Source organism: Stenotrophomonas sp. GQ19 (genome assembly GCF_059758695.1).
Map to the genome: position 1 here is coordinate 146,643 of NZ_JCAXES010000006.1, position 25,406 is coordinate 172,048.

Consider the following 25,406-nt stretch of genomic DNA (forward strand, 5'->3'; position numbering starts at 1 on the left):
CTACAGATCCGTCCACGCTGATTGCATGACTTGGAAGTCGAATCGAATTGGATAGAAGGACTTCTGGCTCCGCTCTCACATTAACCGTGGTGTGCAGGCAAGTGTCTCTGACAGATCGTCTGATAGCTTGATGCTGCGGGCAATCACATTGCAAACCTCGATCTCGGAACGAAGCTCCACGCCTTTTCGCGTTCGCCTCACAGCGGTGAGTGAAAGCGCACCGCCGCTTTGCTCAAGATAGCAAAGCCTTGCGTGGCTGAGCATATTTCTGTCCTCGATGAGCTTAGTTTCCGAAATCTCTGAGATCACATTCCGTAGATGGCTGAACTCATCTTCAAGCGGGAGATTTGCTCTGAGGTCGGAGCAAACCTCAGTCAATGTGATGCTATCGAGGTGCTTGCCAGACAAGTTCTTGGGCCTCTCGTTCTGAGTAGACCAAGTTATCCCCAGCACAGATTCGTAGACGGAGAAGAGCATCATGTCTATGAAGTTCATCTCGATGAAGAACCTCCCAAGAGCCATAGATAGCCTAGAAAGGCGTTCGTTCTGCTGCCATGTGGTAGAGGGGGGGGGCGGTCTCTCATCGAAAACAGCTCCCTCCTTGAGCAACTCTCGGATGACTTTGGATAGATGCTCAGAGATCTCCATGAGCTTCAGAGCTCCCTCCTGGACATCACTACATCGGACGACTTTTTGCTCCTGAAGCAGATCGCCTGACTCATTCCGCAGAGCCCTACTTACGACTACGTATCCTCCAGGTCCATTGCGTGCCGCGTTCGCGGCTAGGAAGCCGTGGGAGAGAGTATTGCGCACATCGACCTGGGACCTCGCTTTTTCCAATTGCTGGCTGACGCTAGTCCAACGATCAGACTGTGCAGATGCGTTCAGTCGATTCAGCTTGGAAGTAACCTTGTCAATGCGTCTCTCAAGAGGATGGTGTAGCCAGCTGGCGCTAGGCGCGCTCATCTGGCGTTTGGACCCAGCGTAGCCGCCACCAATTGCAGAGATGGCGGAGTTGATCTCGTCGATTGAAATCTCTAGACGCGAAAATCTCTCGAAGAACTGAGCTACAGCAATAGACCATTGCGTCCGGTTGAGTGTTCCCATTCTCAAGCGGTCTTCCATGATTGGTTCCAAGAAGGTATTCGAAGGAGACAATTCTCGCTCATGCCCGCCGTGCAATTCTAGACATGCCTAACTTGCTGAATTAGATGGATCATGGGTCCAAACGGGTGCCGGTGTGAGTAGTCGCCTAGCAGGCCATTTTTTTCTGGAATTCGAGTCGTCCGGCGTGATCTAGCCCGTGCTCTCTTTGGGCAGCTCGCGAGAATGGCAGTCGACGGCGATAGCCGCCGACTGCAAACCTAGATCAGTACAGCACCCACGCATCTCGCCTTGCATGGCCGGTACCAAGACGATAAGCGTCGGCGTTTATGTTGCACCACGCTCCTTCCGCTAAGGGGCGGCGCGCGTAGAGCTTGCCATCAGTACCCTTCACAACTGTCTCGCCGGGCTTATAGCTGCCAATACCATCGGGATACACGTAGTCGTGGTCACCCACCGGCGGCGGATCAATCGGACCAGTTCAAGGAGCTTTGGTTTCAAGTTGGGAGCGATTGCCGGGCTTGAGATACACGCGATTTTCGGTGGCCGACGCTACCCGCTCATAGAGGGACTAGTGATGAAATCAGCAAAGAAGCTCGCCCAGCGTGTAAGGAGTGCATGGATGGTTGCCCGCGGCAGGAGGCTTGGTCGTCTCAGCGCCAATCAGGCCTAGCCGCCGCTGGACAAAAATCTCCTTAGAAATGAAGGCGCCGAACGATCTGGCCTGACTGGCTGCGTCGAGACGAGCCTAAAACTGCACCAAGATCGCCGCCGCAAACCATCGTCGCCATGCAAGGAGAGCGATGCCCTCGCGGGTCTCTTGAAGCCCAATAAAGACGGGGGTAGACGTTGATGAAGCCCTTCTCCAGAGTAGACCCGCTTGACCGAACTCAATGCGTAGTCACGGAGGCAGCTGCAAGGCTGCGGGACGACAGGGCAATCGCCAGGGCGCTTCGGATACTGGAGCGTGCGGCGCACTTCGGTGGTCCACACTACATTGCCAGCTAAGGCGATCATTTCGCGACAGCCCTTGGTCTCGGGGGACGAAAAGCCGTCGGTTTGAGACGGAATTGGACGCATATGATTCGAAATGCACTGTCTGTGCGACGAAAATCGCGTATATTGAGCCCGCCTTGGCACAGGTCGGCTTGCACGTGGAATTTCTATCTGAAGTACTAAAGATCCTCGATGGCGCCTTGAAGGCTAATGCCACGATGGCATCCAGCTACGCGGGGCTTCTGGCTGAAAAGCTGGAGTCAGCCGGCGAGCGAGAGCAGGCGAGCTTGGTGCGACAGCGGCTGATCCGCGCCCCGAAGGCGCTGGCCAGTGCTCAGGATGCTGCCTCACCTGGTGGCACTGGGCAGCTGCCCGTGGACGGCGAGAGCCGACTTCACACGATTGATTACAGTAGGTCGTCTCCCGCAGATGTCTTTCTGGCCCTGCCAACTGGTGTGGAGCGCCGGGTTGAGGACTTGCTTGACGCGTCCCGTCACTACGACGTTCTCGCAAGAGCTGGGGCCGCCGTGCCGCCTCGTTTGCTCATCTACGGGCCGCCTGGAACCGGAAAGACCCAGACGGCCCACTGGATTGCTGCAAAGCTGGGGTTGCCGCTCCTGACCGTACGGTGCGATACGCTGATAAGTAGCCTGTTGGGGCAGACCAGCAAGAATCTGCGCCGTGTATTTGAGTACGCCCAGAGCGGTCCGGCGGTCCTCTTCCTCGACGAGGTAGATGCTTTAGCATCTGCGCGGGGAAGCGAGCGGGATGTGGGCGAGTTGCAGCGAGTTGTAGTTTCACTGCTGCAGAACATCGACGCGCTTGAGCCGAGCACAGTAGTCGTTGCGGCAACCAATCACGAGCGCTTGCTTGATCCGGCGGTATGGAGACGGTTCGCTTTTCAACTGCCGATGCCGTTGCCGGACGCGAAATTGCGCGAGGATCTTTGGCGACGATACCTTACCAACTTCACCTCCTCTACATTGGACCTGGATGCGCTTGCGCGCCGATCCGCTGGCGCTACAGGTTCTCTAATTGAACAGGTCTGCTTGGATGCAAAGCGCCACGCTGTACTCGCTCGCCTGCCGACAGTCGATGAGGGGGAGACCCATCGTCGACTGGCATTGGCCATGGCGCTTATGCAAGGTAATAGCCTGACATCGATAGATGATGAAGTCCGCTGGCTACGCAATTGGGATGCGCGCCGTTTTTCTGTGAGAGAACTCGCGCGGCACTACGGCGTGACTACGAGAAAAATCAACAACATACTCAAGGAGCATAAGGAAGATGCCGCGCGATACGAAGGCGACGAGGCTGCCCAAGCCCCGACGTGACAATCCGTTCTTCCACGTTCCTTTCTCGCCCGGTGACGTTTTTGGCACGGAGGTGGCCGGCGGAGGGGGCAGGGAGTTCTGTGAGGTAGACGATGCCTATCGGGCGCGTCTGAATGAGACGGTCCTTGCCGCAGGAGAGATCGTTGCCGCCAATGCGACTCGCTATCCTGGGATCCCCACTGTTCTGACACTGCGCCTCCGGCCGGAGGCGATTGCCAAGAGCCATCGTCCTCTGGCGCTGGCCGCGGAAGCGGACATGAGTGTCATCGGCCACGCCGGGATGCAGGAGATGCTCGTAGAGGCGACGCCAAGCAAGATGGTGCTTCTTAGGCATGCAGTCTCCTCCCGTAACACCAAGGCAATCCGTGCGAATCTGAGCGCGGTCAGTGAGGTTGAACCGTGGACGGCTCAGTCAAGGCTGCCCACCTCACTTAAAACAGCGTCCTCTGCGGTTGTCCGAAATCGCCTGCGTGCGAATGGCCGCATCTGGATCAAGCTCTTCAAGTATCAGGATCCGCAGATTCAAGCAGCGGTAGTCGCGGCGCTCGACGCAGAGCTCAACGCCGGAAATGCTACAGGCTTTGTTCTGGACCAGATCAAGGGGCCTCCGATCTACGTGGTCGATGCCGGCGGAACACTGTCCGACGAAACGCTCGACGCGGTTATTTCATTCCCGGGAGTGAGATCGGTCCAGCCTGAGCCAAAGGCATCCGTGGAACCGGACGGATATGTTTCCGTGTCCCCCTCAGGAAGCACGTTTGAACGAGAACCATCTCAGGACGCTCCTATCGTAGGCGTCTTCGATACCGGTGTTCACCCCGCAGCAACGCTACTTGCACCGTGGGTGTCCTCAACCGAGACCTTCGTAACTAGTGTAGATACCAACTACGAGCACGGTACGATGGTCGCCTCTCTGATCGCCGACGCGCGTGGACTGAACGAGCAGCATGCTCAAATCCCTTCCACCGGTTGCCGTGTGCACGACGTGTGTGGGCTGGAGTCTACAAGTGCGAATGTCGGTGACCTTATTCAACGGCTGCGATCAGCATTGATCAATCGACCCGACATCCGGGTCTGGAACCTGTCACTGGGCTCATCAACTGGCATCGGAGACACAGGATTCAGTGAGTTCGCTCAAGAGCTCGACGCGCTGAGCGACAGGCACAACGTTCTATTCGTAGTTGCCGCGGGGAACTACCTCGACTTGCCCCATCGCGGCTGGCCCTGTGCTGGAGGCTTGGCAGACCGGATATCGAGCCCGGCAGACTCAATCCGGTCCCTCACAGTTGGCGCCGTAGCACATCTGGAGAGCCCTGCATCCTTCGTCGCTATCGGTGAGCCGGCCAACTATAGTCGTCGCGGCCCAGGTCCAGTCTTTACGCCAAAACCTGACATCGTGCACGTGGGCGGAGGGCTTGAGTCGCCTTGGACAGCCGGCGCGCTAGGAATCAAGGTCTTGGCGCCGAACAATGGGGTTCTAAGGAACGTAGGCACAAGCTTTGCGGCCCCTCTTGTCTCGGCAATGGCCGCACAGACCTGGAATGCACTAGGTCACGGTGGACGTCAGCACGGACTTGTTCCTTCCCCTGCCCTGATCAAGGCGCTACTTATTCACAGTGCCGAGCTCTCCTCGCCAGTGCGACCGCCGGAGGAGCGCCGCTACTTCGGCGCGGGAGTGCCCAGTGACCCATTGGCAGTTCTCTATGACAGCTCAAACAGCTTCACACTTGTATTTGAGGTCGACCTGATCACGGGAACTAAGTGGCGAAAGGATCGGTACCCGATTCCTGCATCAATGTTGGTCGCCGGCAAGTTGACCGGTGAAGTGGTCATAACTGCGGTCTACTCGCCTCCGGTCGATGCTTCTGCAGGAGCGGAGTACGTTAGAGCGAACCTTGAAGTTGGCTTCGGCACACTAGAGCCTGATGAAGACGGGGCCCTACAGTTCCGAGGACGCGCGCCCATGAAATGGGAACAGGGTAGCGACGGCTTGGAGAGCGCGCAGGTCGAGCACGGTGGGAAGTGGTCCCCAGTGAAGAGCCATCGAAAGGTCTTCTCAGGAGTGAGTGGTTCGAACTGGACGCTTCAGGCAAGCATGATGCGGCGGGCGAATGAGCCACCGGCGCAGGATCCAATGCGCGCAGTGATAATTGTCACTCTTCGCTCCCTCAGTGACAGCGCAGACATCTACAACGAGGGAGCGCGCGCGCTTGCATCGGCGAACTGGCTTACTCAGCAGCTCCCACTCACTGTCCCGATCAACGTCACCTCCTGATTTGCTCAGGCGCTCCACGCATCGGCGACACCGAACGCCTCCACAGCCGCCGTAAGAACAGGATACAAGGATGAGCTTCAATGAACGTGCGTAATCGAGAGCTAAGAAGGCCTGCATCCAAAGCTCCCTCTGCTATCTCCATTGATGACCTTGTAGGCGACGAACGGCTCGGAAGATTGTTCTCTGGCGAAGATCTGCACTGCGCACTGCAACTTTGGGTTCTTCAGATCAGGCACTCAGGTTCGGTCGAGAACCGCGTTCTCTATGGCCGGCTGCTGCCATATACCTACTCAAATGCGAAATGGTCGGCAAGTGACAGGGATAAGTTCCAATCACCTGCGGGTATCCAGGCGCAGGTGGTCCGTCTGAACCTCTATGTGCAGAGCTCTAGCTGTGCTGAGCTGCTGAGATTGTTGGCCTCTGGCAAGACCATCAACAGTATTAGCGAGATCCTTGAGCTGGATCTAAGCCCAGAGCTTGCGGTGAGAATTGGGGATGTCTCTTTGGGTCACCAGGCTCTGGTCTATCGACCCGTGGCCTTCTTGGCCAATCGCGACTCGCACATGCCGGGAACTTTAAGCCCGCATGGTCGTGCTAGTGCATTGAGTGCTTCTATCACCAGGATTGACAAGCCGGGTCTCTTTCTTGTTGACGGAGAGTGCGTACCAGAGCTGATCGCTCTGGCTGTTAGTCGGATGAGCGAGGATACGGGCTTGGACTTCGCACGTCCTGACAACGTCCGGTTTGGAGATCTGGAGCTGCTCGCGTTTCCGGCGCTGGGCGACCAAGATAGAAGCCTTCTCGACGTGCAGTGGGTAGATGAGCGGAGGGGGCTGGCCGTCCGGTTTGATCCAGCGCAGCTCAGTGGGGTTGCCACTGTCAGGTTCCGGGTATCCCTGGAGGACGCTGGCAATGTCATGCACGCAGCTACAGCTAAGGCGTCTTTGGATGATGAGGGAAAATACTCTTATACGTTCGCCATCACCAACCATCTTAGTGAGCAGAACGATACTGTTGATGTCGAAGTCTACTGGGCGAAGTCTGGACGACCAGATGAGGAAGTCCTTTGCTGCCGTTGGCGATGCTGCTTCATCCGCGAGATCGCGCTCAGAGGTGGCATAGTTGGATCGAGCCATAGCGTAATCAAATCTGATTGGCTGCAAAAGACTGTGCGGCGCGAGGACCACAGGGCGCGCGCGGATAGCGTTATGACAGTCAGTCGCCGGGCTTCGGCGTTCAATGACACCATCCGTGGTCGAACTGCGGATCCTTGGGTTTCGATCAATAGAGAGATGTCCGAACTGTTCTCAAAGGTCTTCCCTGCTGCGTCGGAGGGTGGGTTCTTTGAGCGATCAGGTATCGGCGACAAGGCGGGGCGCCTGGAATTCGCAGAGTGGTTCAAGAAGCTGCTAGCAACGTACAGTGATCACGAGGTTGTCATCTTTGATCCGTTCTTCGATACAGCTGGTCTTGATCTGATCTTGGTTTCTGCCAGCGGGAACTCCGACTATCTCGTATTCACTTCCCTGCCGAAGCAGAAGAAGCCGGCTGAAGGAGGCGAGGAGATGATGGAGGAGCCCGCGGTCGACGAGGCCGATGAGGCTAGTGGTGACGAGGCACACGCCTCGGATGCGTCCGAGCCGGACGCACCTTCGAGGGTGCAGAACCTTGTGACAAGTTGCGAAAGCAGCCGGGAGCTAATCGCAGATGTGAAACTGCGAATCTTCGGTATGGCGGCAAAGCGCCTACACGATCGATACATTCTCGTCGTGGGGCGCGATGGCATTCCTGTTGCAGGATTCAACCTTTCCAATTCAATGCAGGCAGCTGCCCAGTACCATCCGCTGCTGGTGACACCAATCCCCGCCGATCTCTTGCCCAAGGTGAATAGGTACAAGCAGGGCCTTGTTCGAGAGGCGCAAGCGGCGAGCGAATCGCAGCTGCAGAGCTCAAGCATGAGGCTGATCTTTGAGCCTGGCCCCTCTCCAGCAGTTGCGGCAGCATCCTACGAGCCGCTTCAGATCCTCGACCACGATCGCGCGGGGGATGTAATTAGCGCATGGGTGGGTAACACTTCACTCAGCGGATTAAGCGGTGACCAGTTGATTGGTCGAATGAAGGGTGCCGCGTTGATCGTGGATGAAAGGATCCAACTGCCTGATTCAGCGGGAGTTATCAGGTGCGTCGAGGCTCTGGGGGGGGACTACTCTGGGTTCAGCGGTATCTGGGAGGTGCTCGCCTGGTTGATGGCGCATTCACCAGCTGGTGACGAGGAATTGCCCGAGATTGGCGAGCAGCCCGGGTTGTTGCAGTTCCTCGTGGGGCATCTGCAGAGTGCTGTTCTCCTCGATCCTCAAGAGGTGGAGTCCGAAATCGCAGCAACGGATGCTAGCTTGATTCCCAGGTCCTTGGGCGACCTACTACGTACGCCATATCGCGCAGAGGAGCTGGTGCATTACACGCGCCTGCGGCCCTTGGGCTGGACAGAGTATTACGCGATCAAGCTGCTTTGGGCGCATGATGCTCAGGCCCTGCTAACGCTGTTCGAAGGCTGGCTGGAACATCTGAAGCAGCCAGGTTCGGCTACAGGGGCTGTCCGGATCGCGGCTATGAATCAGGCAGTTAGCAATATGTCTTGGTCAGTTCAGCTTGGACTGAATGACGCTCACCGGGAGAAGTTGCTTGCCAGCCAAGTCGGTTTCTTGAGGTGGATGGGCGTGGCGGGACTTTTCAAGCTCCTAAAAGAACCCGACGGCTTACAAAAGATGTTGAAGGAATTGGCTGTTCTTACTCCCCTCGAGAAAGTTCAAGTTCTTGGCGCATTCATCCAATGGTCATCAGCCGGTAGGCACGGCGAAGTTCCGCGCACAGGTCTGGTTGATGCACTCCATGGTTTGCTTCCCGCGATGATCTCAGCAGATGACCTCCGTACTGTTGTGGATTCCATGAGAGGTCATATGGGGAGCTTGGCCTGGGCGGAGCCTTGGCTGTTTGATGATGTGGTGCTCCCTTTGCTACAGAAGAAGCGAGCGAAGTACGATGACGCCGCTAGCATCTGGCAGAAGGAGGTAAAGTCCATGCTCGATCCTTTGAGATCCGGCGCGTCTCGACTATTTGATGCTTCTCGGGAGGGTCGAACCTTGAACGTACTGGCCTTCCTGTTTGCCAACAGTGAAGCGAAGACGCAGGCTTCCATCCTCAAAGAGTTGGAACGCGTTCTTGGAAGATGTCGGCGTGTCATCCAGCAGCCGCTCGCGAGTACCTCGTCTTGGTCGGCGTGGGACGATGCCATGGCGGTCTCAATGTGGCTCCTGGCCTTTTGCAGGTGTGCCGAGCTCTACCAGACGCGGGGCGGTAGCGTGAACTCAGGTTTGACCGACTTCAGCGACCGAGTCCAACGACTGACGGGGCCTCGTTCTGAGCTGGAGTGGCGAGCAGGATCCAGCGTGGGCAGACGTGAGCTTCTTGAATTCATCGATCATGCTGAGAGGTTGCTCGCGAATGAGTGCTTAGTCTGAGCGCTATGTCATAACCGGTGTCCTCTGACTTTCAACTAATATCCTAGTCAACGATATGTCCATCTTCCCACTCATTCTCAATCGCGTTTTGGATACGTCGCGTAGGGTGGGAAATAGTGTGCAAAGGCCCAAGGCTGGCATGCCATGAGCACCGTCAGTGCTTTAATTCACTCCGACCAACTACTCGTCGCGGTTGATATTCTTGCTGAAGATGCGAGCTCGGGCGCCACCTCTGCTGGAGCCAAGATGCTGCTGATTACTCGGCACAATCTGGTGCTCGCGACGCGAGGATCAACGCAGTTCTTTCTTGGAATCTAAGAGCTTTCACTACAGGCTAGCTTCCGAGCCGATTTCACGATGGAGCAGCTGACTAGGGAGTTGGGCTTGGTGATAGATCAACTCTAGCCGAACTACGAGCGCGCTGCTCTGGGCGCCGGGCTACCGGTCTCCATCTCTCACACAGAGTTGGTCCTAGATGGACGGTGGGACGCGCTGCTCTAAGCCAAGTACGTGGCGACAATACGGGGGGGCGTGTTTAGAACGCGGCGCCTATTTCTTTGGCCGAGGAAAGGGTCTCAATATTCCGTCAATCTGATTGCGCGTCCATTGGAAAATGACGCAACTTGATCGGTGAACTAGCCAGTATTAGGATGATGACGTATCAAGCTGGAGATTGCTGGGGCAGTATGTAGTGTAGCTAGGGCCGCAGCTTCGACATTCAACTGGTCTAGAAAAATTTAGGGGGATGCTGTGGCGCTCTACTTTTTAGACTACGATCTGCGCAAGACACGTAACTATCAGCCGCTCTACGACGAGCTAGCCAATTTCATGGCTGTTAGGGTTCTTGAGTCGTCGTGGTGCTTCAATAGATTCAACACGTCGGCAACAGGTCTTCGCGACTACTTCAAGCAGTTCATCGACTCTGACGACGGCTTGAGCGTCGTGGAGGTCACTGGTTGGGCTACCCGCAATGCACTGGGCACACCAAAGGATCTTTGAGGGGCGTCATGGCGCCCAATCAAGCGCAAGAGTTGTTCTCGGCGTATTGCAAGAAGGTCTGCGTGTGTAGAGCGTTTCCTTGCATTGGCGATGAAGATGCGAAGCTGTTACAGCTCCGGCTCATGAGCCACCGTTCGGTAGACTCCGGCTAGACGCTTGGTCTGCTCACGCACTTCAGCGGTACTGGTGTATCCCATCTCTTTAACGAGTCCAGATACTCCCAGCAGCATCCATGCAGTCCAGCGGCTTAAGTCGACAACATCTTTGTAAGTGACCTTGTCGTGCTGCGCGCCGTGTACGGCATCGCACCGCAGCTCATAGAGGCTGACCAAGCGGGCAGCGACCTGGCTGAAATTCTCCGGCTTCTCTTGCTGGACGCCGGCTACCAGGATGGAGGTCACTCCGTCGCTGACAGTCTTTGTGATGACACCTCTGTCGCCAGAGAAGATTACCTCTGCACAACTCCAGTACTTGATGAGTTGCATCACACGTAGAGAGTCCTGCTGCGCATCGGAGAACCAAAAGAAGCCCCGAAGCAGCGCCTCTTCAATCTCTGACAGGTTGTCCCTTGCGGCTAGGCCTAGTGCATGTACTACATACGGCGTGTTCTGCAAAAAGTCAGCCATCTCGGCATCAACGCGTAAGCTCTGGTGCTCGGTGGATGCGCATGACCATTGAATTCCGCCGCTCTCGTCATCCCAGGATATGCCCCGGCGGGAACTACGCATTCCTGCGACACTCACTTCGGCCGTGATCCGAAAGGGAGTGGCCCCTTCGGCGAAGCAAACGGCAGTTACGACCATCATGACGCCGATCACAACCTCGACTCGATATTTGAACTCCTGCCGAGCGAAGGCCTCAGATCCGTATATGGACCCTATCAAGCATGGACCGCTGCCAATCATGTCCTCGATTAATGTATCCCCAATCCTAGCCCCTCTCTGCTTCAGGGATTGCTCGCTAGGGTGCTCCAGAGTGAGGCAGCCTAGAGAGATTGAAGCCACCTTTTCCAGCAACAGCCCGTGGACTGGGGAGGCGTGCCAGTAGGTACGCCGAGAGGCCTGCAGGCGCTCAGTAACCAGCTTGACAATACTGTCAACGCTTTCTGGAGTACTACCTTCGCCAAGCAGCACTTGAACGATCGCTCGGAACGCATTTGCGGTGTCCGCCGGGGTAGTGAAAGCGACCAGCACTTCGCTCTTAAGTGATGCGCTAATTGCTTCGAATGCTGCCATTCCCCGCTCTGTGAGGAGGACAGTACGGTCGCCTGGGAAGCGGAACTCGTACCGCAATCGTCTCGCACCTAGGCGGCTAGCAGCTCTAAACGAATACGGCTCGACACCTTTGCGGCCGAAGAGGGTAGAAAGGTGGTGATCCAATGTTCTCAGCTGCTTGGCACTAAACGGCATACCTGCCTCATGATAGACGCCTGACGGGACTCGTCGGCCTCGGGCTTAACCGTATCCCGTCGGTTGATCAAAAGTAAGGTCTTGCAGGGTGGTGGCACGGGCGCCTTCGGAAGTCGCCGGCCATTGCGCTTCGTGGCCGATGGTGGATGGCTTCCTACGCTGTCCGCGCTAGCCATGCATGGATGCGTTGTGCAAGCATTGGTAGCATCGCTGAAGCAGAGGAGAAGATGCGAACTAGCGAGCGCAAACGGGTAATCGTCATTGGTGCGGGAATCGTTGGTGCGTCGGTGGCGTATCACTTGGCCAGCAAGGGAGCGCTCGTGACGATTGTCGGTGCCGATAGCGTCGCGAGCGGGGTGACGGGCACCTCGTTCGCTTGGATCAACACTACCCAGCCTCCTGCCGATCCCATTGCACTGCTGCGGAGCACAGCCATCGATGACTACCGCCGGCTGGAAGCGGAGGTTCAAGAATTGGACGTTCTGTGGAGTGGATCACTTGGCTACACCTCATCCGCGCTGGATGCGCATGAGCGCAGGCACAGCTCTACAGCTCAACTAGTTACGCGCTCTGAGATAGCCAGGCTTGAGCCCGGCTTCAGAGATCCGCCGGAATATGGGGTGCACGAACCGGAGCAAGGTGCGATCGACGCCGTTGCGGCAACTCATGCCTTGGTCAAAGCTGCAGTCAGTCATGGCACTAAAGTATTGACCGGGGCTAATGTCATAGGATTCTTGACCTCCGAATCGAGGGTGAATGGCGTTGAGACCACCGCCGGTCGTATAGAGGCCGAAGTGGTGGTCTGCGCCGCAGGCACTGGCACCGCTGCACTTGTGCAGATGCTCGGGAAGACACTCCCGATTGACGCTTCGCCCGCGATCTACATCCGCTATGAGATGCAACCCAAATTCGTGGATTCCATCATCTCTGGTCCTGATTTTGAGATCAGACAGAGCCCCGATGGAGTACTCTTCGCTACTGAGGACTTCCTTCATGGCTCTGACCAAAATTCACCAGAAGCACTCGCGTTGCGAACAGCCGAAGCTATCAGATGTCACTTCGATGTTGTTGGCACTCCGCGAGCTGAAGTTGCCTGCACGGGATTGCGTCCGATCGCTGCCGACGGCCTGCCTATCATTGGATTTTTGCCAAGCCACTCGCGCGTCTATGTCTGCACGATGCATCCTGGGGTAACGCTGGCTGCAGTAGTTGGGCGCCTCGCCAGTGAAGAGATAGTGGATGCAACGCAAGCCGAGGCGTTGCAGCCGTGCCGCCCGGAACGTTTCCTTGGTAACGAGTCTGCCTCCAATGAAGCGGGATTCCGTGGATAGGGCGTCCACTTTCGTCCACGAGCTTCCACTCCGCATGGGGGTACTTTTTTGGGGGGGTAGTCGTGATGATTGGCTGCGCTTTATTTGCATAGTCAACAAGTCGAGTTGACTTTGTGGGTCGGATAAGCGCACCATCTTCTGCGCCCCTCAGCGATCGGCTCCGATCAGCTGGTTTCAGCAAACCGATACGACAACAACGACTTCACCAGGAACGTCACCTGGGTGGCCGAGCGTGCGTCCACGCGCATCACCGGCAGGCGGAAGCCGGCATCCAGCAGCGCCTGGCGCACGTCGGGCACCAGCAGCTCGGGGTGCTCATCGGTACGGGTGATGCCCACTGCCAGGCTCGCCTGCGGCGCGATCCGCGAGAACTCCTGCAGCAGTTCCACCGTGGAGGCGATCGGGTCGGGATGGCGCGCGCTGACCAGCACGATCACGCCCAGTGCGCCTTCGCAGACCATCGGCCACATGAAATCCAGGTAACGCTGCCCGGGCACGCCGTAGACGTGGAGCAGTTCGCCGTCGTCCAGCTCGATCGAGCTGTAGTCCAGCGCGACGGTGGTTTCGACCTTGTCGCCGTACGCGTCCTCGCTGAGCGGCATTTCGGTGCTGACCGGTTCGACATCCGAGATCGCACGCACCGCGGTGGTCTTGCCGGCGCCCATGCCGCCGACGAACACCAGCTTGTTGGCCGGCTGGCTCATGACGCGGCTCCCTGGAACAGGCTGAGGCCGAAGCGCCGCGCCACCCAGGAGAAGAAGCGCGAATCGTTGTTGTCAGCGCGGGGCGGCGAAGGCGGCACGGGAGCGTCCTGGGTCAAGGCGAGGCCGCTGGCGAGGGCGGCGGAGAACAGCGACTGTACGGTGTCCTGCGGCATGCGGCAGGCGCTGGCCAGCGCGGTGGCACGCCACGGACGCGCGTGCAGCCGGGCGATCGCCAACAGCCAGTTACCGGGTACGTCATCGGCACTCAGGTCGGGCCATTGGCGCAGCTGCAGCGACGCCTGCGCGGCGGGGACGGGCATCAGCTCCGGCCGATGCCGTGCGATGCAGAAGAACAGCGCTTCGAACGAGTGGCGTTGCGGCAGACGGTAGGCGTACTGGTGCTGGAAGGTCTCCGCGTCGATCGCGGTCAGCGACCAGGTTGCGTCGTCCAGCTGCGCGGCCACCTCGGCCAGCGCCGTGGCGGCGGGCAGCGCGATGCTGCGCGTGGCCGGGTCGACCAGCAGCGTCATACCGCCACGCTGCAGCAGGTGCAGGCCCGCCGGTTGCGCGTCGTGCCGGGCCAGCTGCATCAGCAGCGGCGTGCCTTGCACGACATCGGCGGTTTCCGGTGCGCGCAGCAGCAGCGTGGACAGCTGTTCGTTGATGTCGCGCACGGTGGCGCCGTGCGGAAGCTCGCCGTGCGCGATGGCACTGAAGCGCCGTGCAATCAGCAGCGTCGGCACGCCCAGTGCACTGGCATCGGCAAGCGCGGCGGTACTTGCCGCATGGTCAAGGCTGAGGACCAGCAGGTCCACGCGTTGTCCGGACCACGCAGCCAGGGTCACGTCCATGCGCTCGGCGAGCAGCAGGGAACTGGCCAGCTTGAGCCGGGTCTGGTGCAGCAGGTCCAGGCCGAGCGCGGCGATCTGGAAGGAACGAATGGGGGTATTCATGGGGGTGTCCCTGCGGCCGATGGCGGCGTGCACGCGGCACGCGTCGGCGCGAAACGTCCCGCACGGCCTGCGCCGCACGGGACATGCATCAATCAGCTGAAATCCAGGGTCTTCTCGAAGGCCTTCAGCTCATGCCGCGACATCGCCAGGTTGGCCTTGGTGCGGTCCATGATCACGTACAGGAACAGCACCGGGTTGCTCTCCAGCGGACGGATCAGGTGGTACTGCGTGCCCAGGCTGATCAGGATGTCTTCGATGCTGTCGGCCAGGCCCAGCTGTTCGGCCACGCGGCGCTTGGTGCGCACCACGTCGGTGTTGCCGGCGGCGGCCAGTTCCAGGTTGATGCTGCCGCCACCGAGGGTGGCCAGGGCCATGCCGCTGTCACTGTCGACCAGGGCGGCGCCGACGAAACCAGCGACCGAATTGAGCTTTTCCAGATTGAGGTTGGACACGAAAATCCTTGTGAGTCAGGCAAAGGGGAAGACAGGCCGACGGCCTGCCCGAAGGCACTGCAGGAAAGCGGAAGGCGATCAGGCCGCGCGCGGGCGCAGCACGGCGTCAAGACGGGTGGCGCATTCGCGCGCATGGAACAGCAGCACGGCCATGTTCAGGTCGTGGCTGCCCACCGCAGTCAGGGTCAGCGGTTTGTCGCCCTGGATGCGGATCAGCACCACGTTGCCCTGGCGGGTGCAGATGGTGGCGTAGTCGGCTTCGCTCAGCGCCAGTTCGCGCGACACGGTCTCGCCCAGGGTCAGGAACGAGTTGGCCATGGCGGCCAGCCGGCGGCCATCCACGCCCAGCGCAGAGCTCTCGGCGACGGCACGGCCATCGGCGGTGGAGAGCATCAGCAGGGTGAGGCTGGATTCGCGTTCGCGCGCCTGGCGGAACGTCGCGTCGATGCCGTCGATGTCATACAGCTGGCGGGCCGGTTGGCTCTCGCCGCTGGCACTGCGGACGATCTGATGGATGGTACTGCGCTGCACGTACTGCCCCCTGGCACACAACAAAAAACGACCAACCCGCGAGGGATTAGTCAATCAGTACTGCGACGAAGTGTGAAATGTAGCACGGAAATTTTGCCTTCAAGGCTAACGCAAGATGAATCGCAGGCTTACTTTCGGGCGTGTCAAACCACTGACGGACACCGACGTTCCCCCTGTGTCCGGATGCGACGCACAGGGTCATGCAGCGTCGCGAACGGTCGCTTCGGCAGGCCTGCTGCACCGCCGCGAGTGGCCCTGCACCGGTCTGGCTAGACTGTGGCTCTTTTTTCGCATTTGCAGGAGGCATCCCATGGCCACGTATCCCCCGGTTTCCCTGATCGGCGTTCCTACCGACATCGGCGCGGGCCATCGCGGCGCCGGTCTCGGCCCGGATGCACTGCGCATCGCCGGCCTGGGCGACGCGCTGGCCGCGCGTGGCGTGGATGTGCGCGACCTGGGCAACCTGGACGGCCCGCGCAACCCGTGGACCGCGCCGGTGGAGGGCTATCGCCACCTGGACGAGGTGGTGGCGTGGAACCGCGCGCTGATGGACGCCACCTACGCCGAACTGCAGGCCGGCCGCATGCCGATCATGCTCGGCGGCGACCATTGCCTGGGCATCGGTTCGATCACCGCGGTGGCGCGCTGGTGCCGCGAGCAGGGCAAGACCCTGCGCGTGCTGTGGCTGGACGCGCATTCGGATTTCAACACCAGCGAGGTCACCCCGTCGGGCAACGTGCACGGCATGCCGGTGGCCTGCCTGTGTGGGCTGGGACCGGACGCGCTGACCCGCTTGGGCGGCGATGCCCCGGCGATCCGCCCGCAGCAGGTGCACCAGATCGGCATCCGCTCGGTGGACCAGGAAGAGAAGCGGCTGATCAAGCAGCACCAGGTGGACGTGTATGACATGCGCTACATCGACGAAGCCGGCATGAAGCGCACCATGGAGGCGGCGCTGCACGGCATCGACGACAACACCCACCTGCATGTCAGTTTCGATGTGGACTTCCTGGACCCCAGCATCGCCCCGGGCGTGGGCACCACGGTGCCGGGCGGGGTGAACTACCGCGAGGCGCAGTTGGTGATGGAGATGATCGCCGACACCGGCCGCATGGGGTCGCTGGACATCGTGGAACTCAATCCGCTGCTGGACAACCGCAACAGCACTGCCGTGCTGGCCGTGGACCTGGTGGAAAGCCTGTTCGGAAAATCCACCTTGATGCGCGACTGAAGACCCCGCCGGCCGGGGCTTTCCTGCGGTTTGCTGAACGCTGGCGCGGTGCGTTCACATTCGCTGCACGCGTCTCCCGCCAGATTGCACTTCACGCGGCGGCGGTGCTGGAAACAGCCACGACGTCACCGCGATCGGGAAGAGGATCTGCCATTGCCGCCGTGCGGTGGCGGGTTCATCTGACAGGTGGGACCGGATTCCGGTGTCGACGTAGGTACAAACAGGAGAACCCCATGAAGCGTGTTATTGCACTGATGCTGTTGTCGATGTTCTCGGTAGCCATGCTGTCCGGCTGCAACACCGTTGCCGGTGCTGGCAAGGACGTGCAGAAGGCCGGCGAGAAGGTCGAAGACGCCGCCAAGACCAACTGATCCACGCGATCAGGCTGCACCGAAAAAGGCCGGGAACTCCCGGCCTTTTTCGCGTCTGTCGCATGCCGCCCGCCAGCACCTGTTCAACCACGTGAGCATGCGTTTCATCCGCGCTTGACCGCCACCGAACGTCGTCCATCGCATTCTGTGCGTGCGGCGAAGGTGCCGTTGCAATCAAGGAAGCGAACCCATGAACAAAGACATCATTTCCGGCAAGTGGACGCAGCTCAAGGGCAAGGCGCAGGCCAAGTGGGGCGACCTCACCGATGACGATTTCAAGGTAGCCGAAGGCAACGCCGAATACCTGGCCGGTCGCCTGCAGGAACGCTATGGCTGGGCCCGCGACCGCGCCGAAACCGAGGTCCGCGACTTCGAAACCGCCATTCGCAAGGACTACCCAGATTACAAGTGATGCCGGCACGCACGTGCCAGCCACAGCTTCACCGGGTGTATGAAACGAAACGGGCCGCATTGCGGCCCGTTTTTTTTGGGATGCATGTGCCCCGCTCAGCGGCGACCGTCGCCCGGCGGGTCGGGCACGTACTGCGACGGGAACGCGCGCGGACCGTCCTGGCGCGGCGGCTGCACCGGCAGGATGCCGCGTGCGCGCAGGTTGCTGGCACTGTCGTAGCGCAGTTCGGTCTGCTGCACCGGGTAGTCAGTGGAACGTTCGAAGGTGGTATCGCGGACCTGCGAGGTTTCGCGCGCGCCATGCCCGGTGCCCAGCCGCTGAGCCGGTGCAGCCGGTGCAGCCGGTGCAGGCGCAGCCGAACCGCGCGCGCTGCTGTCAGCCATGGCTTCGGCCTGCGCGCCGGCGTCCTGCGTGGACAAACGTCGGCGCCCCGGCACGGGCTTGAGCGCGGGCGTGGTCAGCACGGCGCCCGCTTCGCGGAACACCGCGATGCCGATCACCCCGATGTTGTCCGGGCGGCCGGTGCGCCCGGCGTAGCTCTTGCCGGGCGAGGTGAACACGAACTGCGCCACCTCGTCCTGCGACTTGCGCCAGCCGCTGATGTCGGCGGTCTGCCAGGGGTTGAGCACGTAGCCGGTCTGGCCGGGCGCGGCCACCTCGCCGCTGATGGCGTTCAGGCCATCCACCGAGACCACCACCAGCACCCGCTCGGCGCTGTGGTTGCGCAGCCGCACGCTGTAGCGGTGGCCCTTCTCCCCGGCGATCCAGCGCTGGCTGCCGTCGCGGTACTGCGGCAGCGTGGTGCCCGCATCGCGGTCCAGCACGGTCAGGTAGACCGGGCCGGGATCCAGGCGCGGGGGCAGCGGGGCCGGGCGGAAGCCGCACAGGGCCAGCACGGCAAGCAGGGGCAGCAACAGGCGTTTCATGGCACGGCTCCACGTTGGGGTGATGGGTTGAACGGCCTACCGCTGCCAACGGGGTTGGGCGCGGGCAGGTAAACTGGTCTGGTTCACCTGTCCGTAATGATCCCCCTTATGACCACCCGCGTTCTTACCGGCATCACCCCCTCCGGCACCCCCCACCTGGGCAACTATGTGGGCGCCATCCGCCCGGCCATCGCGGCCAGCCAGGCGTCGGAGATCGAGAGCTTCTTCTTCCTGGCCGACCTGCACAGCCTGATCAAGGCGCAGGAGCCCGAGCGCACCCAGCGTTCGACCCTGGAGATCGCGGCCAGCTGGCTGGCCTGCGGGCTGGACCCGGACAAGGTGTGGTTCTACCGGCAGAGCGACATTCCCGAAACCACCGAGCTGATGTGGTTCCTCACCGCGATCGCCAGCAAGGGCATCCTCAACCGCGCGCATGCCTACAAGGCGGCCGTGGACAAGAACCGCGAGGAGCAGCTGGACGAGGACGCCGGGATCAGCGCGGGGCTGTTCATGTACCCGGTGTTGATGGCCGCCGACATCCTGATCTTCAAGGCCAACCGCGTGCCGGTGGGCCGCGACCAGATCCAGCACATCGAGATGGCGCGTGATTTCGCCCAGCGCTTCAACCACGTGTATGGCAAGGCGTACTTCCCGCTGCCGGAGGTGGTGATCGACGAACAGGTGGCCACGCTGGCCGGCCTGGACGGGCGCAAGATGAGCAAGAGTTACCACAACACCATTCCGCTGTTCGCCCCGCGCGCGGAGTTGAAGAAGCTGGTGTTCTCCATCCTCACCGATTCGCGCGCACCGGGCGAGCCGAAGAGCACCGACGGCTCGGCGCTGTTCCAGATGTACCAGGCCTTCGCCAGCGCCGAACAGACCGCCGCGTTTGCCCAGGCCTTCGCCGACGGCATCAGCTGGGGCGATGCCAAGCAGCAGCTGTTCGAGCGCATCGACGCCGAGCTCACCCCGCTGCGCGAGCGCTACGAGGCGCTGATGGCCGAGCCGGAGAAGATCGAGGCGCTGCTGCGCCGCCGTGGCCAGCAGCTGCGCGAGCAGTACGCCGTGCCGCTGCTGAAGGAACTGCGCCATGCGGTGGGTCTGCGTGACCTGTCCAGCGCCGGCGACATCGCCGGTGACGATGCCACCGAAGCGCGCGCGGCACCGCCGCTGTTCAAGCAGTACCGTGAGCAGGACGGCCGCTTCTACTTCAAGCTGCTGGCCGGTGACGGCAGCCTGCTGATCCAGAGCGAGGGCTTCGATTCGCCGCGCGATGCCGGCCAGTTGATCGGCGTGCTCAAGCAGACCGAACACGGCGATGGCCTGCAGAGCGAGCTGTTCAAGCTGGACGCCGAAGTGGACGTGGTGCTGGCCGCATTGCAGGAACTGCGCGGGTAATGCCGGCCGCGGCGATCCGTAGTGCCGGCCGCTGGCCGGCAACCAGGCAACCGTGGCGATACGTAGTGCCGGCCAGCGGCCGGCGCTACCGGGTTCGGGCACGTGGCATGATGCGGGCATCCTGAAGGGGAGACTGCGATGGCCTGGTTGTCGTTGTTGTTGTTCCTGCCCTGGTTCGTGCTGCTGGGTGCGCTGTACTGGCTGTTCCCGCGGCAACCGCGCGATGCGGCGCGGCGCGGGTTCGATGCGGTCGCGCTGCTGCTGGCCTTCGTGCTCAGCATCGCGGCGATGCTGTGGGGCCACCATATCGGCGTGGTGCAATCCGATGCCGGACCGATCTGGCGCCAGGTGCTGGCGGTGCTGTATGCCTATGGCGCATTCCTGGCGGTGCTGGTCGGCGCGATCCTGCTGCGCACTTCGTGGCTGGCCCAGCGTGCGACCAAAGCCGCATCGAAGCAGGCCGGTGGATCGTCCTAAGATGGAGGCGTAATCCGCCCGGGATGATCCGATGTCGTTCGACCCCAGCATCCACACCATCGATACCGGCTTCATGCAACGCGGCAGTTTCGACGCGGCCTACCTGGTCGTGGAGAACGGTCGCGGTGCGTTCATCGACTGCGGCACCGGCCTTGCCGTGCCGGCGATGCTGGCCGCGCTGCAACGCGCCGGGCTGGCCGTGGACGCGGTGGACTGGTTGATCCTCACCCACGTGCACCTGGACCACGCCGGCGGTGCCGGGCTGCTGATGCAGCAACTGCCGCACGCCCGGCTGGTGGTGCATCCGCGCGGTGCGCCGCACATGGTCGATCCAACCCGGCTGATCGCCGGGGCGACCGAGGTGTATGGGCAGACGCAGATCGAGCACAGCTACGGCCCGATCCTGCCGGTCAGCCCCGACCGCGTGGCCATCGCCGACGACGGCCATCGGGTGGATCTGGCCGGGCGCAGTCTGCTCTGCATCGACACCCCCGGGCATGCGCGCCACCACCTGTGCGTGTGGGACGCGCGCAGCCGCGCATGGTTCACCGGCGACACCTTCGGGCTGTCCTACCGCGAGCTGGACAGCGACCGCGGCGCGTTCATCGTGCCCACCTCCTCGCCGGTGCAGTTCGACCCGGAACCGCTGAAGCAGTCGATTGCGCGCCTGCTGGCGGTCGCGCCGCAGGCGATGTTCCTCACCCACTACGGTCGCGTCGAGGACGTGGCCAGACTGGGCGCCGACCTGGTCGAGCAGATCGATGCCATGGTCCACATCGGGCACCAGTGCGACGCGCGCCCCGACCGCCACCGCTGCCTGGTGGCGGCGTTGACCGCGCTGTACCTGGAGCGCGCGCAGGCGCACGGGTGCCGGCTTGACGATGCGGCGGTGACGCAGGTGCTGGCGATGGACATCGAGCTCAATGCGCAGGGCCTGGCCTGCTGGCTGGACCGCGACCGCCGGTAGGCCATGACCGTTGGTTGTGATGCTCCCGGCATCGCCGCCACGGCATCGGCTGCACGGTCATGCAGGTGTCACGTTACACTCGCAGGCCCTTGCTTTCCGTGCTGGTGCCTGCCGTGAATCCGATGCGCATGTTGCTGCTGTCGTCCTGCCTGTTCGTGGGTGGCTTGGCCCACGCGGCCAATGACCTGCCCGGCGGCGGCATCGACCCGCAGGCACTGTCGCGGCACGTGCGCATCCTGGCCTCGGACGACTTCGAAGGCCGCGCCCCGGCGACGCCGGGCGAAGAGCGCACGGTTCAGTACCTGATCGAGGAATTCAAGAAGTACGGCCTGCAGCCCGGCGGCGTGGACGGCAGCTGGGTGCAGCCGGTGCCGATGGTGCGCGCCCAGGTTGATGGGCCGGTGCGTGCGCAGCTGCGCCAGAAGGGCAGCACGCGCACCCTGGCCAATGGCGAGGACGTGACCCTGCAGAGCCTGCGCCCGCAGCAGGCGGTGGCCATCAAGGACGCGCCGCTGGTGTTCGTCGGCTACGGCATCGATGCGCCCGAGCGGCAGTGGAACGACTACAAGGACGTGGACCTGCACGGCAAGATCGCCGTGGTGCTGATCAACGATGCCGACTTCGAGGCCGACCAGCCCGGCGCGTTCGATGGCAAGGCGGTGACCTACTATGGCCGCTGGACCTACAAGTTCGAAGAGGCTGCCCGCCGCGGCGCGCAGGGCGTGCTGATCGTGCATGAAACCGCGCCGGCCGCGTATGGCTGGGCCACGGTGAAGAGCTCGGGCACCTCGCCGCTGTTCGATATCGAGCGCACCCCCGAGCAGGCGCTGGCCCAGCACGTGCCGGTGCGCGGCTGGATGCAGCGCAGCCTGGCCGAGCAGCTGTTCCGCGACGCCGGCCTGGATTTCGACGCCGAAAAGCGCAAGGCCATGACCCCGGCGTTCAAGCCGGTGGCACTGGGCGACGCGCGCCTGTCGGTGGACTTCAAGCTCAAACGCGAGCAGGTCATCACCCGCAACGTGGTGGCCAAGCTGCCCGGCGGCGCGCATGCCGATGAAGCGGTGATCTTCTCCGCGCATTGGGACGCGTTCGGTATCGGCCAGCCCGATGCCAAGGGCGACCGCATCCGTCGCGGCGCGATCGACAACGCCACCGGCGTGGCCACCGTGCTGGAGCTGGGCCGCGTGTTCGCCGCCGGCCCGCAACCGCAGCGCACGCTGTACTTCGTGGCGCTGACCGCTGAAGAGAAGGGCCTGCTCGGCGCCAGCTATTACGCCGCGCACCCGCTCGCCCCGCTGGACAAGACCGCCGCCGTGTTGAACATCGAGATGTTCAGCCCCGATGGCCCCACCCGTGACATCGCGTCCTGGGGCAAGGGCCGGGTGTCGCTGGAAGGCGACCTGGAGCGCGTGGCCAAGGCCCGCGGCCGCAGCTATTCGCCGGACCCGAACCTGGAGGCCGGCTTCTTCTACCGTGCCGACCACTTCGCCTTCGCCCGCCTGGGCGTGCCGGCGATCACCATCGGCCCGGGGTTGGACATGACCGACGGCGGCGTGGAGAAGGGCCGTGAACTGCGCGATGCCTACTTCGCCGCGTGCTACCACCAGGCCTGCGACGCGTGGACCCCCACCTGGGATGCCAGTGGCCATGCCGCCGATACCCTGCTGGTGTACGACCTGGGCGCCGAGCTGGCCAACAGCCGCCGCTGGCCGCACTGGGAAGAAGGGTCAGAGTTCCGCAAGGTACGCGAGCAGAGCGAAGCCTCGCGCCGCTGAGGCGCCTCAGCGGCGGCGCGGTCCACGGCGTGGCCCGCGGCGCGGCAGCGGGTTCGGGGGCGGCAGCGGGCGCCCCAATCGCAGCAGGGCCCACCCGAAGCCGACCATCCCCAGCGCGAAGGCCGCCTCGATGCACTGTTGCACGGTGAAGGCCACCGGCGAGAGTTCGTACCAGAGCCAGCGCGGCGGCCCGCGCACGTTGGACAAGGTCACTCCGCGATAGACCGCCACCGCGATCTTGAGCAACATCCCGGCACTCAGCGCGGCCGCCGCAACGAAGGCGTAACCGCCCGCGCGCCCACGATACCGCCAGCGCCACTGCCGGAACAGCGTGACCACGCACAGCAGGGCCGCGCCCACGAGTACCCCGGTCAACGCATGGTGTACCGGTCTCAGCCACGGCCGCAGGGGCCGGTCGCGCTGCTCCAGGCGTTCGCAGGCCAGCGTATGCGCCTGCTGCTCCAGCGCGGTAGGCATGCGGGCCACGCTGCTCGGGTAGCGGTCGGGCACCGGCTGCCCGGCGCGACATTCGCGGGCACCGCCCACGGCCGGGACCAACAGCCCCAGCCCGATCAACATCCACAGGATCCATCCCCGCACCGCCACGTCCCTCTGCTGCGTCATCCAGTGCCCTGCGCCGCATCATCGGCGCAGGGTCACGGAGAAGGGTACGCGATCGGCCGGCCGTGATTGAAGCGCGGGCCGCGCGTGCGGCCCGCCACGGTGCAACGCTTACGGCTGGGTGCGGGTGCCGTCCAGCCAGTTGGGGCCCTTGTTCTTCAGGAAGAACACGTACACCACCAGCGATACCGCGATGATCGCGGTGACATACCAGGCGAACTGGCCCACCCGGTCGGTGGTCTTGGCCGCCTGGTAGAGCAGCGGCGCGGTGCCGCCGAACAGCGAATTGGCCATGGCATAGCCGAAGCCCACGCCCAGTGCACGCACGTGGGTGGGGAACAGTTCGGCCTTCACCACCGCGTTGATCGAGGTGTAGCCGGTCAGGATCACAAAGCCGATGGCCAGGATCACGAAGGCCATCAGCGGATCCTGCTGCTGGGGCAGTGCCGTGATCAGGTAGTGGCTGTACAGCACGCCGCCCACGCCGAAGAACACCAGCAGGCTCTTGCGGCCGACGATGTCGGACAACCAGCCGCCAATGGGCTGCAGCACCATCAGGAAGGTCAGCACGCCCAGGTTGATCAGCGTCCCGGTCATCACGTCGGTGCCGGCGAACGCGCTCTGGATCATCTTCGGCCCGTTCACCGAGTAGGTGTAGAAGGCCACGGTGCCACCGGCGGTGATCAGGAAGCACAGCAGCAGCGGCCGCCACTGGTGCACGAACAGTTCGTACATCGAGCCGGATGCCTTGGCCCGACCTTCCTTGGCCGCTTCGATGGACGACACCTCCAGCGATTCGTCCATGCTGCGGCGCAGCCAGAAGACCACGATGGCGGCGATGCCACCGATGCCGAAGGCGATGCGCCAGCCCCATTCGGAGATCTGCGGCTTGTCCCAGAAGGTGAGCATGCCCAGCAGGGTCAGCTGCGCCAACACGTGGCCGCCCACCAGGGTGACGTAGTGGAACGAGGACAGGAAGCCGCGCCGGCCGGGAATGGCGGCCTCGGACATGTAGGTGGCGCTGGTGCCGTATTCACCGCCGGTGGCGAAGCCCTGCAGCAGGCGCGCGAACAGCAGGATCACCGCCGCCCAGATGCCGATCTGCGAGGCGGTGGGGGTGATGGCGATGAGGAACGAACAGCCGGCCATCACCGTGACCGAGACCGTCAGCGCCAGGCGCCGGCCGTAGCGGTCGGCGAAACGGCCGAAGTACCAGGCCCCGATCGGGCGCATCAGGAAGGTGGCAGCGAAGATCGCCCAGACGTACATGGTGGAGTTCTTGTCGGCGGCCGAGAAGAACTGCGATTCGAAATACACCGCGAACACGGAGTAGACGTAGACGTCATACCACTCGACGAGGTTACCGGCCGAGCCTTTGAGGGTGTTGGAGATCGAGCGCCGCAGCGCGGCCCGCTCGGGGTGTGCCACGGCGGCGGAGGAGGAAGGGGTGCTCATGCAGGGAGGGTGTCCTGGCTGGGAAACGGTAGTGCGTCACCCTTGTTACCCTACCGCACGTCAACGACAGGTGCCCGACATCGGCGCGCCGGGCGGCCAAAGCAGACACAGTTTGCCGTTTTACTTCGTGAACCGGGCGGCGCAGTGGCCTAGAATCCGGGTTCCCC

General features: G+C 62.0%; 22 protein-coding genes and 1 pseudogene. 13 read left to right on the plus strand and 10 right to left on the minus strand.

Annotated features, from left to right (window positions below):
* Positions 1-75: 75 nt before the first annotated feature.
* The gene (locus AC6CHL_RS13040) at positions 76-1,125 is read right to left on the minus strand and encodes a hypothetical protein (RefSeq protein ID WP_498294696.1); all 1,050 of its coding nucleotides are present in this window, start codon (positions 1,123-1,125) and stop codon (positions 76-78) included.
* Between the two features lie 244 nt (positions 1,126-1,369).
* Positions 1,370-1,660: pseudogene (locus AC6CHL_RS13045) on the minus strand (lytic polysaccharide monooxygenase); the annotation flags it as partial.
* Between the two features lie 577 nt (positions 1,661-2,237).
* Between AC6CHL_RS13045 and iteA the strand changes: the two are divergent.
* The 5 genes from iteA (at position 2,238) to AC6CHL_RS13070 (ending at position 10,226) form a co-directional block, all read left to right on the plus strand.
* The gene (iteA, locus tag AC6CHL_RS13050) at positions 2,238-3,434 is read left to right on the plus strand and encodes an anti-phage ATPase IteA (RefSeq protein ID WP_498294698.1); all 1,197 of its coding nucleotides are present in this window, start codon (positions 2,238-2,240) and stop codon (positions 3,432-3,434) included.
* Positions 3,388-5,709, plus strand: coding sequence for a S8 family anti-phage peptidase IteS (gene iteS, locus AC6CHL_RS13055; protein ID WP_498294700.1), 2,322 nt, complete (start codon positions 3,388-3,390; stop codon positions 5,707-5,709). The genes iteA and iteS overlap by 47 nt, the downstream gene beginning before the upstream one ends.
* Positions 5,710-5,789: 80 nt before the next feature.
* Complete coding sequence (locus AC6CHL_RS13060; RefSeq protein ID WP_498294702.1) at positions 5,790-9,227, plus strand: VPA1262 family protein; 3,438 nt, start codon at positions 5,790-5,792, stop codon at positions 9,225-9,227.
* Positions 9,228-9,371: 144 nt separating this feature from the next.
* Entirely contained in the window at positions 9,372-9,545 is a 174-nt protein-coding gene (locus AC6CHL_RS13065) for a hypothetical protein (RefSeq protein ID WP_498294703.1), read from the plus strand.
* A gap of 432 nt (positions 9,546-9,977) precedes the next feature.
* The gene (locus AC6CHL_RS13070; protein WP_498294705.1) at positions 9,978-10,226 is read left to right on the plus strand and encodes a hypothetical protein; all 249 of its coding nucleotides are present in this window, start codon (positions 9,978-9,980) and stop codon (positions 10,224-10,226) included.
* Between the two features lie 107 nt (positions 10,227-10,333).
* Here AC6CHL_RS13070 and AC6CHL_RS13075 read toward each other — a convergent pair whose 3' ends face one another.
* Complete coding sequence (locus AC6CHL_RS13075; protein ID WP_498294707.1) at positions 10,334-11,461, minus strand: hypothetical protein; 1,128 nt, start codon at positions 11,459-11,461, stop codon at positions 10,334-10,336.
* A gap of 320 nt (positions 11,462-11,781) precedes the next feature.
* Between AC6CHL_RS13075 and AC6CHL_RS13080 the strand changes: the two genes are divergently transcribed.
* Complete coding sequence (locus tag AC6CHL_RS13080; RefSeq protein ID WP_498294709.1) at positions 11,782-12,966, plus strand: NAD(P)/FAD-dependent oxidoreductase; 1,185 nt, start codon at positions 11,782-11,784, stop codon at positions 12,964-12,966.
* Between the two features lie 164 nt (positions 12,967-13,130).
* Here the strand turns inward: AC6CHL_RS13080 and AC6CHL_RS13085 are convergent, their stop codons facing one another.
* The 4 genes from AC6CHL_RS13085 to AC6CHL_RS13100 all read right to left on the minus strand — a co-directional run bounded on the left by AC6CHL_RS13085 (position 13,131) and on the right by AC6CHL_RS13100 (position 15,606).
* Positions 13,131-13,670: a GTP-binding protein gene (locus AC6CHL_RS13085; protein WP_313247156.1), complete on the minus strand. Its 540-nt coding sequence runs from the start codon at positions 13,668-13,670 to the stop codon at positions 13,131-13,133.
* A complete protein-coding gene (locus tag AC6CHL_RS13090) occupies positions 13,667-14,623 on the minus strand; it encodes a hypothetical protein (protein ID WP_498294711.1) in 957 nt (318 codons plus the stop codon). Before AC6CHL_RS13090 ends, AC6CHL_RS13085 begins: the two co-directional genes overlap by 4 nt.
* A 92-nt stretch (positions 14,624-14,715) precedes the next feature.
* The gene (locus tag AC6CHL_RS13095) at positions 14,716-15,075 is read right to left on the minus strand and encodes a roadblock/LC7 domain-containing protein (RefSeq protein WP_313247158.1); all 360 of its coding nucleotides are present in this window, start codon (positions 15,073-15,075) and stop codon (positions 14,716-14,718) included.
* A 78-nt stretch (positions 15,076-15,153) separates the two neighbouring features.
* Positions 15,154-15,606, minus strand: coding sequence for a roadblock/LC7 domain-containing protein (locus AC6CHL_RS13100; protein WP_447591378.1), 453 nt, complete (start codon positions 15,604-15,606; stop codon positions 15,154-15,156).
* 310 nt (positions 15,607-15,916) lie between these two features.
* On the opposite strand from AC6CHL_RS13100, the gene rocF reads away from it, so the two are divergent.
* The 3 genes from rocF (at position 15,917) to AC6CHL_RS13115 (ending at position 17,620) form a co-directional block, all read left to right on the plus strand.
* Positions 15,917-16,837: an arginase gene (gene rocF / locus AC6CHL_RS13105; protein ID WP_448132817.1), complete on the plus strand. Its 921-nt coding sequence runs from the start codon at positions 15,917-15,919 to the stop codon at positions 16,835-16,837.
* A gap of 233 nt (positions 16,838-17,070) precedes the next feature.
* Positions 17,071-17,208 (plus strand): entericidin A/B family lipoprotein, encoded by a 138-nt coding sequence (locus tag AC6CHL_RS13110; protein WP_038691079.1) that lies wholly within the window; start codon positions 17,071-17,073, stop codon positions 17,206-17,208.
* 190 nt (positions 17,209-17,398) lie between these two features.
* The gene (locus AC6CHL_RS13115) at positions 17,399-17,620 is read left to right on the plus strand and encodes a CsbD family protein (RefSeq protein WP_038691077.1); all 222 of its coding nucleotides are present in this window, start codon (positions 17,399-17,401) and stop codon (positions 17,618-17,620) included.
* A gap of 95 nt (positions 17,621-17,715) precedes the next feature.
* Here AC6CHL_RS13115 and AC6CHL_RS13120 read toward each other — a convergent pair whose 3' ends face one another.
* Complete coding sequence (locus AC6CHL_RS13120) at positions 17,716-18,546, minus strand: hypothetical protein (protein ID WP_498294714.1); 831 nt, start codon at positions 18,544-18,546, stop codon at positions 17,716-17,718.
* A 108-nt stretch (positions 18,547-18,654) separates the two neighbouring features.
* On the opposite strand from AC6CHL_RS13120, the gene AC6CHL_RS13125 reads away from it, so the two are divergent.
* The 4 genes from AC6CHL_RS13125 (at position 18,655) to AC6CHL_RS13140 (ending at position 23,163) form a co-directional block, all read left to right on the plus strand.
* Positions 18,655-19,944: a tryptophan--tRNA ligase gene (locus AC6CHL_RS13125; RefSeq protein WP_038691073.1), complete on the plus strand. Its 1,290-nt coding sequence runs from the start codon at positions 18,655-18,657 to the stop codon at positions 19,942-19,944.
* A 138-nt stretch (positions 19,945-20,082) separates the two neighbouring features.
* Positions 20,083-20,421: a hypothetical protein gene (locus tag AC6CHL_RS13130; RefSeq protein ID WP_038691071.1), complete on the plus strand. Its 339-nt coding sequence runs from the start codon at positions 20,083-20,085 to the stop codon at positions 20,419-20,421.
* A 31-nt stretch (positions 20,422-20,452) separates the two neighbouring features.
* Complete coding sequence (locus tag AC6CHL_RS13135) at positions 20,453-21,388, plus strand: MBL fold metallo-hydrolase (protein WP_498294716.1); 936 nt, start codon at positions 20,453-20,455, stop codon at positions 21,386-21,388.
* Between the two features lie 122 nt (positions 21,389-21,510).
* The gene (locus AC6CHL_RS13140; RefSeq protein ID WP_498294806.1) at positions 21,511-23,163 is read left to right on the plus strand and encodes a M28 family metallopeptidase; all 1,653 of its coding nucleotides are present in this window, start codon (positions 21,511-21,513) and stop codon (positions 23,161-23,163) included.
* Between the two features lie 6 nt (positions 23,164-23,169).
* On the opposite strand, the gene AC6CHL_RS13145 is transcribed toward AC6CHL_RS13140, so the two are convergent.
* Together AC6CHL_RS13145 and AC6CHL_RS13150 are read right to left on the minus strand one after the other, a co-directional pair.
* On the minus strand, positions 23,170-23,787 hold the full coding sequence (locus AC6CHL_RS13145) for a hypothetical protein (RefSeq protein ID WP_498294718.1): 618 nt from the start codon (positions 23,785-23,787) through the stop codon (positions 23,170-23,172).
* A 108-nt stretch (positions 23,788-23,895) separates the two neighbouring features.
* Complete coding sequence (locus AC6CHL_RS13150) at positions 23,896-25,239, minus strand: MFS transporter (RefSeq protein ID WP_038691065.1); 1,344 nt, start codon at positions 25,237-25,239, stop codon at positions 23,896-23,898.
* Between the last annotated feature and the right edge of the window lie 167 nt (positions 25,240-25,406).

Coding starts and splice junctions, on each gene's coding strand:
- AC6CHL_RS13040 (WP_498294696.1), bottom strand. CDS start 1,125: ATGGAAGACCGCTTGAGAATGGGAACACTCAACCGGACGCAATGGTCT.
- AC6CHL_RS13145 (WP_498294718.1), bottom strand. CDS start 23,787: ATGACGCAGCAGAGGGACGTGGCGGTGCGGGGATGGATCCTGTGGATG.
- rocF (WP_448132817.1), top strand. CDS start 15,917: ATGGCCACGTATCCCCCGGTTTCCCTGATCGGCGTTCCTACCGACATC.
- AC6CHL_RS13080 (WP_498294709.1), top strand. CDS start 11,782: ATGGCTTCCTACGCTGTCCGCGCTAGCCATGCATGGATGCGTTGTGCA.
- AC6CHL_RS13075 (WP_498294707.1), bottom strand. CDS start 11,461: ATGGCAGCATTCGAAGCAATTAGCGCATCACTTAAGAGCGAAGTGCTG.
- AC6CHL_RS13140 (WP_498294806.1), top strand. CDS start 21,511: ATGCGCATGTTGCTGCTGTCGTCCTGCCTGTTCGTGGGTGGCTTGGCC.
- AC6CHL_RS13115 (WP_038691077.1), top strand. CDS start 17,399: ATGAACAAAGACATCATTTCCGGCAAGTGGACGCAGCTCAAGGGCAAG.
- AC6CHL_RS13085 (WP_313247156.1), bottom strand. CDS start 13,670: ATGAGCCAGCCGGCCAACAAGCTGGTGTTCGTCGGCGGCATGGGCGCC.
- AC6CHL_RS13060 (WP_498294702.1), top strand. CDS start 5,790: ATGAACGTGCGTAATCGAGAGCTAAGAAGGCCTGCATCCAAAGCTCCC.
- iteS (WP_498294700.1), top strand. CDS start 3,388: ATGCCGCGCGATACGAAGGCGACGAGGCTGCCCAAGCCCCGACGTGAC.
- AC6CHL_RS13150 (WP_038691065.1), bottom strand. CDS start 25,239: ATGAGCACCCCTTCCTCCTCCGCCGCCGTGGCACACCCCGAGCGGGCC.
- AC6CHL_RS13120 (WP_498294714.1), bottom strand. CDS start 18,546: ATGAAACGCCTGTTGCTGCCCCTGCTTGCCGTGCTGGCCCTGTGCGGC.
- AC6CHL_RS13135 (WP_498294716.1), top strand. CDS start 20,453: ATGTCGTTCGACCCCAGCATCCACACCATCGATACCGGCTTCATGCAA.
- AC6CHL_RS13130 (WP_038691071.1), top strand. CDS start 20,083: ATGGCCTGGTTGTCGTTGTTGTTGTTCCTGCCCTGGTTCGTGCTGCTG.
- AC6CHL_RS13125 (WP_038691073.1), top strand. CDS start 18,655: ATGACCACCCGCGTTCTTACCGGCATCACCCCCTCCGGCACCCCCCAC.
- AC6CHL_RS13110 (WP_038691079.1), top strand. CDS start 17,071: ATGAAGCGTGTTATTGCACTGATGCTGTTGTCGATGTTCTCGGTAGCC.
- AC6CHL_RS13065 (WP_498294703.1), top strand. CDS start 9,372: ATGAGCACCGTCAGTGCTTTAATTCACTCCGACCAACTACTCGTCGCG.
- AC6CHL_RS13090 (WP_498294711.1), bottom strand. CDS start 14,623: ATGAATACCCCCATTCGTTCCTTCCAGATCGCCGCGCTCGGCCTGGAC.